This is a genomic window from Neobacillus sp. OS1-32 (assembly GCF_030915425.1).
Taxonomy (GTDB): domain Bacteria; phylum Bacillota; class Bacilli; order Bacillales; family Cytobacillaceae; genus Neobacillus; species Neobacillus paridis.
Window position 1 is genome coordinate 1,760,737 of record NZ_CP133263.1, and the last position, 13,177, is coordinate 1,773,913.

A 13,177-nucleotide genomic window follows, 5' to 3' on the forward strand; every position below is an offset into this window, starting at 1 on the left:
TCTTTCTATTCCCTTACCAGTTCAATCATTAAATCTCCGGTTTGAATCGCATCACCGCTAGATACATAAATATCTTTTACCACACCGGAAAATGGTGCTTGCACCGTCGTTTCCATTTTCATTGCCTCTGTGATCATTAAGTGGTCACCACGCTCAACCTTTTCACCTTTTTCCACAACCACCTTAATGACGGTACCAGGCATAGAAGCAGAAATATGAGTTTCATTTTTCGGATCACCTTTTAGGCGGGAGACAACCGTAGCTTTAATACTTTCGTCTTTGATGATAACCTCACGCGGCTGGCCGTTCAATTCAAAATAAACGACCCTGGTTCCGTCTGCCTGTGGTTGCCCAATGGAAACAAGTTTCACAATTAATGTTTTCCCGGTTTCAATTTCCACTTCAATTTCCTCACCCAATCTCATCCCATAAAGGAATGTTGGGGTATCCAGAACAGACACATTTCCAAACTGTTCGACCGTTTTTATATATTCCAGGAAAACCTTTGGATACAGAGCATAGGAGATTACTTCAAAGTCGGTTACCTGCCGGTTCAATTCATGATATAGTTCTTCCTTTAGTTTTTCAAAATCCACCGGTTCAAGCAATTCTCCAGGCCGAACTTCCAGCGGCTTCTTCCCTTTAAGAATAACCTTTTGCAGTTCTTCAGGAAATCCACCATATGGCTGACCAAGGTATCCTTCAAATAATTCTACAACGGAATCAGGAAAATCTAGTGAAGTACCTTTTTCCAGCACATCCTGCTCTGATAACTGATTCTGAACCATAAATAGTGCCATATCACCAACCACCTTCGAGGAAGGTGTTACCTTGACAATATCGCCAAACATTTGGTTTACGCGGGAATACATTTCTTTCACGTCATCCCACTGCTCCCCTAAACCAACCGCCTTAGCCTGTTGCTGCAGATTGCTGTACTGTCCTCCCGGCATCTCATGCTGATATACTTCCGAATGAGGCGCCACCATACCGCTTTCAAAATCGGAGTAATATTTCCTAATATCCTCCCAATAATATGACAGTTTTTCAAGCGCATCGATGTTTACAACAGGTTTTCGCTCACTGCCTTCCAGGGCATAATATAAAGAATTGGCACTCGGCTGGGATGTTAGTCCTGCCATCGTACTTAAAGCTGTATCAACAATATCCACGCCACCGTCAATAGCACGGGCATAAGTGAAGATTCCGTTACCGCTCGTATCATGTGTATGAAGGTGAATGGGAATGTCGACAGTAGCTTTTAATTCAGATATCAGCCGATAAGCTGCTTCTGGCTTCAATAAGCCAGCCATATCTTTGATTCCCAAAATATGTGCACCTTGATTTTCAAGCTCTTTCGCAAGATTTTTATAGTATTCCAAGTTATATTTCGGCCTTGATGGATCTAAAATATCGCCTGTATAACAAATCGCAGCCTCGGCAATCTTGCCAGTCTGCCTGACAGCATCAATCGCTGTTTCCATTCCTTTTACCCAGTTTAAGCTGTCGAAGATTCGAAAAACGTCAATGCCCGCTGAGGCAGAGTGATTAACAAATTCTCTGATGACATTATCCGGATAGTTTTTATAACCAACCGCATTCGCACCACGGAACAACATTTGAAACAAAACATTAGGGATTTTTTCCCTTAATGTTAATAATCTTTCCCATGGATCTTCTTTCAAAAAGCGATAGGCAACATCAAATGTAGCCCCGCCCCACATTTCAAAAGAAAATAAATCCGGTAACAATTTCGCGGTAGGTTCGGCAATATGGGTGATATCCGTCGTTCTCATTCTTGTTGCCAGCAATGATTGGTGTGCATCGCGGAAAGTAGTATCTGTTAACAACACCTGTTTTTGCTGTTTCACCCAGTCAACGAGTCCTGTGGCACCATGCTTATCGAGAATTTGTTTGGTTCCTTCTTTTGTTGGATAATCATATGGTAATTTCGGCATTCTTGGTTTTTCGAAAACCGGCCGCTTCTTTTTTTCGATTCCTGGAAAGCCATTAATGGTTACGTTTCCGATATAATTCAGCATTTTTGTTCCGCGGTCTTTGCGGACAGGAAATTTAAATAATTCCGGAGTCGAATCAATAAATGAAGTATCATACTCCCCTTTTAAGAACTTTTCATGCTTAACAACGTTCTCTAAAAATGGAATATTCGTTTTTATTCCCCTGATTCGAAACTCTTGCAAATTACGGACCATTTTGGCTGCTGCATGCTCAAACGTTAACGCCCAGGTTGACAGCTTTACCAATAACGAGTCGTAATAGGGCGTAATTACGGCTCCTTGGAACCCATTTCCAGCATCAAGACGGACACCAAACCCGCCCCGGAACGATAGGCCATGATTTTCCCGGTATCAGGCATAAATTGGTTTAGTGGATCTTCTGTAGTCACCCTCGATTGGATTGCATAGCCATTTAACTGAATTTTTTCCTGGGCTGGAATGCCAATAATTGCTCCGTGTAAATCATGGCCCTCAGCAACGAAAATTTGGGTTTGCACGATATCAATGCCGGTTACCATTTCAGTAACAGTATGCTCTACCTGGATACGGGGATTAACTTCGATAAAATAGAAATCATTTCCAGATACAAGAAATTCAACTGTCCCAGCATTCACATATCCCACGTTCTTCATCAGCTTAACCGCAGCATCACAAATTTGCTTTCTTAGTCCATCTGAAAGAGAAACACTTGGGGCAACTTCAACGACCTTTTGATGCCGTCGCTGTACTGAACAGTCCCGTTCATAAAGATGAACAATGTTCCCTTGTCTATCACCGATGATTTGAACTTCTATATGTTTTGGCTTCTCAATTAATTTTTCCACATAAACTTCATCATTGCCAAATGCTGCTTTGGCTTCCGATTTTGCCCGTGCAAATGCTTCTTCCACTTCATCGCGGTTTCTGACGATGCGCATGCCTCTTCCGCCGCCGCCAAGTGCTGCTTTAATAATGATGGGAAAGCCATATGAATCTATAAATTCCAACACGTCTTGAAGGGTTTGGACCGGACCGTCACTTCCGGGAATGACCGGAATGCCGGCTTGTACTGCCTGATGTCTTGCTTTTACCTTATCACCAAACATATCCAAGTGCTTCGTTTCAGGTCCAATGAATATGATCCCTTCCTCAACGCAGCGCTTGGCAAAATGAATGTTTTCAGATAAAAAACCATAACCCGGATGAATCGCATCAGCTCCACATTTTTTGGCGATGGCGATGATCCCGTCAATATCTAAATAGGCATCAATTGGTTTTTTTCCTTCGCCGACGATATATGCTTCATCCGCCTTATAGCGATGATATGAACCGGAATCTTCTTTGGAATATATCGCAACAGTTCGAATATTCAGTTCAGTACAGGCGCGAAAAACCCTGATTGCTATTTCACCCCTGTTAGCAACTAATACTTTATTAATTTTTCTAGTCACCTTTAAAACACCTCTTTTTATATGTAATACCGCACAGGACCTTTACAAAGGTCCTGGTGGTTAATCAAATATAATAAACTTTCCCATCTCGCTGCTGTAAGCCTTTATTAGCTTGTCCCTGTTGGTTTTTGTATTTTTTTTCAAACTTTACAAACATAGAAACATTCACAAGTATTCCTGAAGCTGCTGCTAGCATAAACAATGAAGAACCTCCATAACTTACAAAAGGAAGTGTTACACCAGTGAGCGGGATTAGTCCTGATACACCGGCAAGATTGATAAACGATTGAATGCCAATCATACTGGAGATTCCGATCGCCAGCAGGCTGCCAAACGGATCCTTACATTGGAGCCCGATATAAATTCCTCTTAAGACGATGTATGAAAGTAATAGAATCACAAAGCCGACTCCCCAGATTCCCAGCTCCTCAGCAATGACAGCCATAATAAAGTCTGTGTGCGACTCTGGCAGATAGCCGAGCTTTTGAATACTTTTTCCCAGCCCTAGTCCATTAATGCCACCGGAACCAATGGCAATATAAGAGTTTGCCAGGTGGAACCCGGCACCTTGGACATATTCTTCGGCGAATGGGTTGCTCAACACAGCAAAACGACTGGCACGCTTCTCAGAAAAAATATGGTCCCTTAAAACATAGGCAAGCGGTAAAATGACAATCAGCATCATGATGACGAGCTTTGTGATATTTTTGAAATTCATCCCTGAGCAAAGAATGATCGTAGCGGCAATTGTAGCAATAATACTGGCGGTTCCATAGTCAGGCTGCAGAATAATCAAGAAGCAGATAATCAATAAATAGGCGAGCGGTGGAAGGACACCTGTATTAAATTGATTGATGTATGTCTGCTTTTTGGCATAGACAGCCGACAAATAGATAATCATACCCAACTTAACAAACTCAGACGGTTGAATTTTAAATGAACCGAATTTATACCAGCTTACGGCACCACCGGCTTCATAGCCAAACACAAACAAACCTAACAAAGTCACAATGGAGGCTGCCACAATAACAACTAAAACGTTTGTGAATTTCATAATCTTATATGGAATAGCAGCAGTCACAATAAAGATAAGGAAAAACCCCATCAGCCACAGTTTTTGTTTTTGATAGAAATAGTCGGGCGGATAGTCATATCTTTGAACCGCCCAAGCCATACTGGAGCTGTAGATCATGACTAAACCAAACGCACATAATAAAAAAATGGCGATGATTAAAGAATAATCATATGATTTCAATATTTTTTTACCCATATAAGACGTCCTCATTTTCAATATTGATTTACCATTCTATTATAATAGAAAAAGAACGCTGTGGCTTGGTTAATAATTGATTTGTTACAACATTTTAATATAGACTATCCTGTAGAGTAAAGTAAAAAATAAAAAAACTCAAACAACTCCTCGACAATTGTTTGAGTTTTCCTATTTATTTTTTTAAAAATGCATCGTGCAGCGCAGATAATTCCTTTTCTAATGTATCGATAATCGCTTTACCATCCTTACTTTCTATTAAGCCTAATCGAACAGCAAAGTCTATTTCTCGAGACAAGCCAAACATTTGTGTATCCAATACCTCTTCATAAAGAGGGCATTGAGGCATCGTGAGATTGTCCATTTGCACTTTGATAAGCTTTAAAATTTTCTCAGCGTCAGCCTGCAGCAAGGCATAGGCTTTTTCTTGGTGATTCACGATCATTTCAGACGCCAACATTGATCCCCCCATTTCAGAGCGATTATTCAACTTATCTATAAATTTTACCGTCTACAAGCGAAAATTGCAAGAAATTATGAGGCTACCCGAGCGAAAACAGTTCAGGATTTTGAATTTGTTTGAAAAAAAGCTATACTTATAATGGTTATCTAATAGGGGGGATACATATGGCAGATATTTTGATGATTTCCGGAAAGGTAAAATATACCATTACGCTTGATCCAAGCACCTGGATTTTTGACGATCGCCGGATTGATTTAACTACTTATTTCACAAAGGGAGAAGAAGAAAAGGATACGTTAGCAGAATATACAAAAGCGGTTTCGAAACATTGGGATCGTGAAATTATGGAAGGTGCCGTCTTTCCGCCGACATTAAAGACAGAAAAGAAATTTGAAAAGGAAAAGGTCCTAACCGGAACCTTTGGCATGCTTTTCAAACCATTTCTGGAAAATGCCGAACCCGAAGAAACTGCCACTGCATTAGTGATCATGACAGACGATGGGGAAACGGAACTTCCAATAGAAGAAGCATATGAAGTTATTTTGAAATTTTCCGATAACGGTAAACCATTGACTTCCACTGGACCTGTACATGTTTATTACGGGGACGGTTCCAATCAAAAGAACCCGATAAAAAATGTTCGCGGTTTTCTTGTGAAATAAGGTTGCCTAATAATTGACCGAAAATGCTAAATACTCGAAACGGGTGCGTTTAGCGCCCGTTTCTTTTTTTGAATCAAAGTAAATCTGCTGCTAATCTGGCTAAACCTGACCGTTCGCCTTTGATTAACTTTACATGCCCCGCAATCAACTGGTCCTTGAATTTTTCAACTACATAGGTTAAGCCATTGTTGTAGGCATCAAGATATGGGTGATCAATCTGTTCGGGGTCGCCCATTAAGACAATCTTACTCCCCTCGCCAACCCTGGTGATAATTGTTTTTACCTCATGCTTTGTCAGATTTTGCGCTTCATCAATAATGATAAATTGCTTAGGCAGGCTTCTGCCGCGGATATACGTTAACGCTTCGACTTCAATTGATCCCATCCCCGCCAAAATCGCATCAAGCTCGCCTGGCTTTTTCGTATTAAAAAGATATTCCAAGTTATCATAGATGGGCTGCATCCAAGGTCTCAGCTTCTCCTGTTTCTCACCGGGTAAAAATCCTAAATCCTTACCAACCGGGACGATCGGTCTCGCCACTAATAATTTTTTATACTCGTGAAAATCCTCTGTTTGCATTAACCCGGCAGCAAGGGCAAGTAAGGTCTTCCCTGTTCCTGCCTTGCCAATTAAAGTAACAAGCGGGATCTCTTTACGCAGTAACAATTCGATTGCCATTGTTTGCTGGGCATTTCGCGGGTGAATTCCCCATATATGTTCTTGATTAAGCGCTAGTTTTCTTACCTTTTTGTTCCTATGGTCAACGATACCGATGGCTGATGCTGAACTGCCCATCACATCCTTCATGATTAAAAATTGATGAGGGTAAAAGGAATGACTGGCAATTTCCGATAATGGCATTTCCCCTGTTTCGTAAAATTTTTTTAATTTTTCGAGGGAAATAAATATGATCAGATATCCAGTGTAGATTTGCTCAAAATCAACAACCCGGTCATTTAAAAAATCTTCCGCTGTAAGTCCCAGTGCATCCGCTTTAACCCTTACAAGCGCATCCTTGCTCACCAGGATGACAGGCTTTCCATTTGGCTTTTTTTGCTCCTCCAAAGATAAATTTCTCGCAACCGCGAGAATCCGGTTATCATTTGTTTTTTCCACAAAAATATCTTGTAGATCATGAAACGAACGGTGATTAAGTTCAATTCTAACGGTGCCGCCATTTTCAAGCGGAATTTTTTCATGAAGCTTACCAGCGGTCCTAAGACCATCAATTAGTCTTGATACATGCCTGGCATTCCTCCCTATTTCATCCATGTATCTTTTCTTTGAGTCCACTTCCTCCAGGACTACTGCTGGGATGACAACCTCATTATCTTCAAAGGAAAAAATGGAATACGGATCTTGTAATAATACATTTGTATCTAAGACGTATATTTTACTCAAAGCGCCGCCTCCTGCTTTACATGGTGTAGGCTTGTTACCAGCTACAAATCGATCCTTGATTAATAGGACATTGATAAAAATATATGTTTATCGGAATAAAGATAGAAGGTATTCCGCACATTAAATGTGAGCGGGGAATAATTAAATGAACTTGATCGATTGATTACAGATGTTGGAGGTTGGTGCTAAGGTGAAAAAATGGATAATAGCTATGATCGGCTGTTTTTTCCTTTCAGGATGTAATAACGATCGACATCAACAGATTGCGGAAACTGAGCACCCATCATTAGTGAATGTTAAAAACAGTTATATAGAAAGTGTTGACCGTAAATCTGGCCAGGAAATTTCCAAAAGGTTAGTGGAACTGGCGACAAGTATTCCTAATGTAAATGATGCAACTGCCGTCGTCCTGGGAAGGTATGCAATTGTAGGTATTGATGTAAATGCAAAAATTGACCGTTCACAAGTAGGTTCGATAAAATACTCTGTCGCTGAAAGCTTAAGGAAAGATCCCTACGGTGCCAACGCCATCGTTGTTGCTGATGCCGATACAACCGAGCGATTGAAAGAAATCCAAACGGATATAAAAAACGGGCGTCCAATCCGCGGTATAATGGAAGAGCTTGCGGATGTCGCCGGTCGCCTGATGCCGGAAATACCCGGTGACTTAATTACGCCAAATCCAAAAAAAGCAACGGACAAACCTGACAAAAAACTTCCTGCCAATGAAGAAAATAAGTTGGAAAAAGAACAAGAAAGACAATCTAATTTTTATAAATAATAATTGAAAAAAGCTTAGTATCACTAAGCTTTTTTCATTGCTTCCATGACTTGCCGATCTAACCGTTCTGCGGCTTTTTTATCATACGTTTTATCATATTGGACTTCCGAAATAATTTTGGAGCCATAAAACATGACATCTCTTACTTCGTTTATGGAAACTTCCACTAGGGCAAGTTTTAACGGAACATCCGGCAGCCTGTCAACTTTAATGGCTGCAACTCCTTGAATCGAATATACTGATTCATTTGCGATCAAATTAATAACGACTTGATTGTTTCTGGATATATTTTCTAAAATTTTCGAACGATTATCTACTGCAAAATAAATAGTGCAGTCATTTTTTGCTAATACCCAGGATATGGCACGAACATTAGGTCCCCCTGTTTCGTGATCAATCGTTGCTAATGTTACGAATTTTTCTTTTTGTAATTCATCAAATAAAGGCTTGATCAGCCTTGGCTCTACTTGGTTAACCATTTGAAATTACTCCCTTTTCCTGTTCTTCTTTCTGTTTAAAACAGTTATACTCATATTACTACTATGGCGTTTTTTCAGCAACTTAAACAAATGAAGTTACCATTGCCCGTGTTCCCATGATATATTATAGATATTCCTTTAAGCAAATTTTTCAAAGAGGTGCCGCTAATGCGAGTAAAATGCGTAATTTGTGATAAAATCGAAACAATTGATGACGAATCGCTGATGGCGAAACGGCTTCGTAACCGACCCATACATACATATATGTGTAAAGATTGTCATGACCGGATCAGCGAGAAAACGAATGCCAGACTGGAAACAGGAAATTTCCGTTTTTACCGTTCCCGGCCTGATAAAGATGAATGGTGAATAGAAATGCGGAAGCGCGCTGGAGCTAGACAATTCTCAAAGTTGGACAAGATAAATTCTTATTATGCAAAAACCCCAAGCTCCCACTGCAGGAGCTTGAGGTTTTTTATTCCTCAATTGGGTAGTTCGCATATTTCTCGGGCTCATGATTAATTTGGTTCAGCATAATTTCAATTAACTCCCGGGGAAACCGCGTTTTTTTACTTTCGTTTTCCAGTTCGTATGTGATAAAGTACATCACATCATCTTTCGTTACTTCAATATGGCTGACTTTATATTCCGATGCTAATATCTCATCAAAGTGACTCTTTGTTTCCTGGGCAGCAGTATCGTCCGGACGAGCATCACAAACCACTTTAATGGTTAGCCAATTATACAAAACATCCTGTACTGATCTCATTTCCCATTTCCTCCGTTACTTTGCCTCAGTCTGTTGTTTTTCCGATTGGTGACGGCGAATCCGGTAAATAATTAATATCACCGCTGCCACTAACAAACCTTCCGCAATTGGCAAGGCATAGGAGAAAAATAACAACACCAAACAGCCAACGACCAGGCAAGTGTAGATAATGATATTTTTTAAGATCGGTAATTTTTTGGCAAACCCTAAGCGATAGACGATAACCGATAAAATGACAATAAAGAAGTATTGTAACAATACCCCCGTTTCAATATCACTTTTTGTTACAGGCGAATTACCGGCAACAAGCTCGATGAAAAATCTCAGGCTTGGAGAGAAGGACTTTAATTCATCCACAGCGTGCAACCCCTTAATTAATTAGCTCATTTCAGCATATTTTTTCTTTCTGGCCAATTTTTCACGTTCACTTTTGTCCAAAATTTTCTTTCTTAAACGAATGGATTTTGGTGTTACTTCACAATACTCATCATCATTTAAATACTCCAATGATTCCTCAAGTGTCATAATCCTTGGCTTTTTAATGACAGCCGTTTGATCTTTGGTGGCAGAGCGGACGTTAGTGGCATGCTTCACCTTGGTAATATTAACACTAATATCGTTTTCCCTCGTGTTCTCACCTACAATCATCCCTTCATAGATTTCCGTTCCTGGTTCAACAAAAATGGTACCACGGTCTTCAACCTGCATTATACCATAAGTGGAGGCTTTTCCGGTTTCCATTGAAACAAGCACGCCATTGCGTCTGCCGCCGACTTGGCCGGATAACATCGGCTGATAGCTGTCAAAGGTATGATTAATAATTCCGTAGCCGCGGGTGAGTGTTAAAAATTCAGTCGTGTATCCAATTAAACCTCTTGCCGGGACATTAAAGATTAACCTAACTTGGCCATTACCGTTATTCACCATGTCCAATAGTTCCCCTTTCCGGGCACCAATCGATTCCATGACAGCTCCGGTATGCTCCTCCGGAACGTCAATTTGGACTCTTTCGACAGGCTCACAGCGGACACCATCAATTTCCTTAACAATTACCTCTGGTTTTGAGACTTGCAATTCAAAGCCTTCACGACGCATATTTTCAATTAAAATAGATAGATGCAGTTCCCCACGTCCAGAAACAATCCAGGCATCAGGTGAATCCGTATTTTCAACGCGCAAACTTACATCTGTGTGTAACTGTTCTTGCAGTCGCTCTTCAATTTTTCTCGCCGTCACAAATTTTCCTTCACGGCCGGCAAAGGGACTATTATTTACGGCAAAAGTCATTTGCAATGTTGGTTCATCAATTCTCAAAATTGGCAATGCTTCTTGATGTTCAAACGGGCAGACGGTTTCGCCGACATTAATATCCTCCATCCCAGAAACAGCCACCAAATCTCCAGCTTTTGCTTCCTGTACTTCTTGGCGCTTTAACCCAAAGAATCCAAGTATCTTTGTCACTCTGAATGGTTTAACGGATCCATCCAATTTCATTAAAGCTACCTGCTGGCCAACATGCATGGTTCCGCGGAAAACCCGGCCAATGCCGATTCTGCCGACATACTCATTATAATCAAGTAGAGCCACTTGGAATTGCAACGGTTCATCGCTATTATCCACCGGTGCCGGGATATGCTCAATGATAGCCTCATACAATACCTGCATGTTTTCATTCTTGTTTATCCGGATTAAGGCTGGCCGTTCCATTAATGGCAGATGCGTAGATAACCGGGAACTCCAATTGTTCTTCTGTCGCATCAAGTTCAATAAATAAATCGATAACCTCATCGATTACTTCAGCAGGACGGGCAAATTCACGGTCGATTTTATTTACGACGACAATTGGAGTTAGATTTTGCTCCAATGCCTTTTTAAGAACAAACCGGGTCTGTGGCATACAGCCTTCATAGGCATCCACCACCAATAAAACACCATCGACCATTTTCATAATCCGCTCAACCTCGCCGCCAAAATCGGCGTGTCCAGGTGTGTCAAGGATATTAATCCGTGTATTTTTATATTGAATTGCGGTATTTTTTGCTAGAATGGTAATCCCGCGTTCTCTTTCCAAATCATTCGAATCCATTGCACGTTCTTCTACATGTTCATTCGATCGAAATATCCCTGATTGTCTTAACAATTGATCGACTAAAGTTGTTTTTCCATGGTCAACGTGAGCAATAATCGCTATATTCCGAATATCTTCTCTAATTTTCAACGATGTTCCACTCCTATTTATAAAAAACTTGTCAGTTAGCTTAGTTTCATGCACAACTGAAACATTATACCACATAATAGTGGAAAATAAAAAAATTTTTATGTAAAATAAAAAGCAGAAAGCAAAATAAGGAGTAAACATAAAATGAAGCGTGTAAAATGGCCATTACTATTTTATGCAATTCTTGCAGCGGCCAGCATTATCGGGATTGGGATTGCGATTGCAGAAAAAAGTCTTATCGGAGTCATCAGCTGTATTGTAGCAGTTATTTTTATTATGGGAATGGGCTTTAAAACCAAAAAAAGGCTGCGGGAAAATGGGGAATTGAAAAAAGAAGCCTAAAATTCAAGGCTTCTTTTTACCAATTCCCTTTTTTTAAATATTTTTCTAAAATCACTTGATGCAATCCCGGTTTAGCTGCAAAAAGAGAATTCCTTGAAACAAAATCCAATTTTTCCCCCTTTAAATTTGTGACTACTCCTCCGAGTTCTTCTACCAGTACTGCTCCCGCTGCAACATCCCAAGGCGATAACCGCATCGAGAGATAGGCATCCACTCTACCAGTCGCAACATAAACCAACTCAAGGGCTGCTGAACCATAAGACCTTGTTCCCCGTGCATCCCTTACGAGCGGAATTAATAGCTGATGATTAATCCGATGATTCTCCATCACCCACGTGGCATTTAGAGCAATAATCGATTCCTTCACCGCTCGTTCCTTTAAAGGCTGAAGAGGCTGATCATTTAAATAGGCACCATTTCCGCGAACCGCATGATATAATTCATCGTGGACAACATCGTAAATGATTCCTACCTTCCCAATACCGTGTTCATATATTCCAATTGAGATGGCAAAGTTCCGTTGCTGATGGATAAAATTCATTGTCCCATCGATCGGATCAATTAGCCAAACAATTCCATCCAATTGTTCGATCCTGTCAGCAAATCCTTCTTCGCCCATTATTTTATGTTCAGGATATCTCTCTCTTATTTTGCTGATGAAAAATTGCTCTATTTGTTGGTCGATATCTGTTACCAAATCATTAGGATTTGATTTTGTCCGAATCGTTAAAGTCCGTTTAAAAGAGGCACGAATGATCTCGCCAGCTTCGATTACCCATTGCTTTGCGCTAGTATAAACTTCTTCCCAATTCATAAATGATCCTCCAATGAAAATTTTCCTGACTTTTTCCATCTATGTAATTTGAGGCCCTGCAAATAATACATACTTATAGCTTAATCAAAAATAAAGCTGACAGCAAATTTTTTCTCGTTTTTTTTCACACGAAACAGGCGGCCCAAGCGTCAATAATAAACGAACTCCCCCTCATTTAATGGAGTTCGTTTATATCATCAAAATGATCTCCCGCTTCATTCTATTTTGCTGCTCCTTAGCTGAATAATACTTTTAAATAATAACTCAAAAAGCTTTTAAGCGAACTAATTCCAGCCTGATTTTTTCGAGCTTTTGTTTACACAATTTAATTTTCTTTTCATCCTTTTCCTCGATTGCTTCAAATAATGTAGCTAATTCATAATCCATTTCTAATCTTAACACCGCAGTTCGTTCTCTTTCACTAACTTTTTTCAAAGAAGTGTTCATCAGTTGCTTCACATTTCTCCTCCCCTTCCCAACTTTACTGGCCTTTTATATGATTATTTACTGTATAATATGAGCCATTTTG

Annotated in this window: 12 protein-coding genes and 2 pseudogenes; 4 read left to right on the top strand and 10 right to left on the bottom strand. The window is 40.2% G+C overall.

The features are described from left to right. Nucleotides 1–5 precede the first annotated feature (5 nt). The 3 genes and pseudogenes from pyc to RCG24_RS08905 form a co-directional block, all read right to left on the bottom strand. Nucleotides 6–3,448, bottom strand: a pseudogene (gene pyc / locus RCG24_RS08895) (pyruvate carboxylase). A 64-nt stretch (nt 3,449–3,512) separates the two neighbouring features. Then, nucleotides 3,513–4,718 carry an FtsW/RodA/SpoVE family cell cycle protein gene (locus tag RCG24_RS08900; RefSeq protein WP_308078889.1) on the bottom strand — a complete coding sequence of 402 codons (1,206 nt, stop codon included), beginning with the start codon at nt 4,716–4,718 and terminating at the stop codon, nt 3,513–3,515. A gap of 175 nt (nt 4,719–4,893) precedes the next feature. Further along, the gene (locus tag RCG24_RS08905; protein WP_202654320.1) at nt 4,894–5,175 is read right to left on the bottom strand and encodes an Fpa/YlaN family protein; all 282 of its coding nucleotides are present in this window, start codon (nt 5,173–5,175) and stop codon (nt 4,894–4,896) included. Between the two features lie 170 nt (nt 5,176–5,345). Between RCG24_RS08905 and RCG24_RS08910 the strand changes: the two genes are divergently transcribed. Further along, nucleotides 5,346–5,843 (top strand): molybdopterin-binding protein, encoded by a 498-nt coding sequence (locus RCG24_RS08910; protein WP_202653802.1) that lies wholly within the window; start codon nt 5,346–5,348, stop codon nt 5,841–5,843. A 73-nt stretch (nt 5,844–5,916) separates the two neighbouring features. On the opposite strand, the gene RCG24_RS08915 is transcribed toward RCG24_RS08910, so the two are convergent. After that, nucleotides 5,917–7,245 carry a PhoH family protein gene (locus RCG24_RS08915; protein ID WP_202653801.1) on the bottom strand — a complete coding sequence of 443 codons (1,329 nt, stop codon included), beginning with the start codon at nt 7,243–7,245 and terminating at the stop codon, nt 5,917–5,919. Nucleotides 7,246–7,435: 190 nt separating this feature from the next. Here RCG24_RS08915 and RCG24_RS08920 point away from each other — a divergent pair, with 190 nt between their 5' ends. Next, entirely contained in the window at nt 7,436–8,026 is a 591-nt protein-coding gene (locus RCG24_RS08920; RefSeq protein WP_374049139.1) for a YhcN/YlaJ family sporulation lipoprotein, read from the top strand. A 23-nt stretch (nt 8,027–8,049) separates the two neighbouring features. Here RCG24_RS08920 and RCG24_RS08925 read toward each other — a convergent pair whose 3' ends face one another. After that, nucleotides 8,050–8,505: a pyridoxamine 5'-phosphate oxidase family protein gene (locus RCG24_RS08925; RefSeq protein WP_308078890.1), complete on the bottom strand. Its 456-nt coding sequence runs from the start codon at nt 8,503–8,505 to the stop codon at nt 8,050–8,052. 168 nt (nt 8,506–8,673) lie between these two features. On the opposite strand from RCG24_RS08925, the gene RCG24_RS08930 reads away from it, so the two are divergent. Continuing rightward, nucleotides 8,674–8,874: a YlaI family protein gene (locus RCG24_RS08930; RefSeq protein ID WP_202653799.1), complete on the top strand. Its 201-nt coding sequence runs from the start codon at nt 8,674–8,676 to the stop codon at nt 8,872–8,874. 106 nt (nt 8,875–8,980) lie between these two features. On the opposite strand, the gene RCG24_RS08935 is transcribed toward RCG24_RS08930, so the two are convergent. From RCG24_RS08935 to typA, 3 genes and pseudogenes are all read right to left on the bottom strand, one after another. Continuing rightward, nucleotides 8,981–9,274, bottom strand: a complete 294-nt coding sequence (locus RCG24_RS08935; RefSeq protein ID WP_202653798.1) for a hypothetical protein — start codon at nt 9,272–9,274, stop codon at nt 8,981–8,983. A gap of 15 nt (nt 9,275–9,289) precedes the next feature. Beyond that, on the bottom strand, nt 9,290–9,601 hold the full coding sequence (locus RCG24_RS08940) for a YlaH-like family protein (RefSeq protein WP_202654318.1): 312 nt from the start codon (nt 9,599–9,601) through the stop codon (nt 9,290–9,292). Nucleotides 9,602–9,652: 51 nt separating this feature from the next. Next, nucleotides 9,653–11,492: pseudogene (gene typA / locus RCG24_RS08945) on the bottom strand (translational GTPase TypA). 144 nt (nt 11,493–11,636) lie between these two features. Between typA and RCG24_RS08950 the strand changes: the two are divergent. Beyond that, on the top strand, nt 11,637–11,834 hold the full coding sequence (locus RCG24_RS08950; RefSeq protein WP_308078891.1) for a YlaF family protein: 198 nt from the start codon (nt 11,637–11,639) through the stop codon (nt 11,832–11,834). A gap of 16 nt (nt 11,835–11,850) precedes the next feature. Here the strand turns inward: RCG24_RS08950 and RCG24_RS08955 are convergent, their stop codons facing one another. Further along, entirely contained in the window at nt 11,851–12,648 is a 798-nt protein-coding gene (locus RCG24_RS08955) for an inositol monophosphatase family protein (RefSeq protein WP_308078892.1), read from the bottom strand. 264 nt (nt 12,649–12,912) lie between these two features. Beyond that, a complete protein-coding gene (locus RCG24_RS08960; protein WP_202653794.1) occupies nt 12,913–13,107 on the bottom strand; it encodes a hypothetical protein in 195 nt (64 codons plus the stop codon). Nucleotides 13,108–13,177 lie beyond the last annotated feature (70 nt).

Excerpts from the sequence above, each read along its gene's own strand:
- RCG24_RS08900 (WP_308078889.1), bottom strand. The coding sequence starts at position 4,718 with ATGGGTAAAAAAATATTGAAATCATATGATTATTCTTTAATCATCGCC.
- RCG24_RS08910 (WP_202653802.1), top strand. The coding sequence starts at position 5,346 with ATGGCAGATATTTTGATGATTTCCGGAAAGGTAAAATATACCATTACG.
- RCG24_RS08925 (WP_308078890.1), bottom strand. The coding sequence starts at position 8,505 with ATGGTTAACCAAGTAGAGCCAAGGCTGATCAAGCCTTTATTTGATGAA.
- RCG24_RS08930 (WP_202653799.1), top strand. The coding sequence starts at position 8,674 with ATGCGAGTAAAATGCGTAATTTGTGATAAAATCGAAACAATTGATGAC.
- RCG24_RS08935 (WP_202653798.1), bottom strand. The coding sequence starts at position 9,274 with ATGAGATCAGTACAGGATGTTTTGTATAATTGGCTAACCATTAAAGTG.
- RCG24_RS08950 (WP_308078891.1), top strand. The coding sequence starts at position 11,637 with ATGAAGCGTGTAAAATGGCCATTACTATTTTATGCAATTCTTGCAGCG.
- RCG24_RS08955 (WP_308078892.1), bottom strand. The coding sequence starts at position 12,648 with ATGAATTGGGAAGAAGTTTATACTAGCGCAAAGCAATGGGTAATCGAA.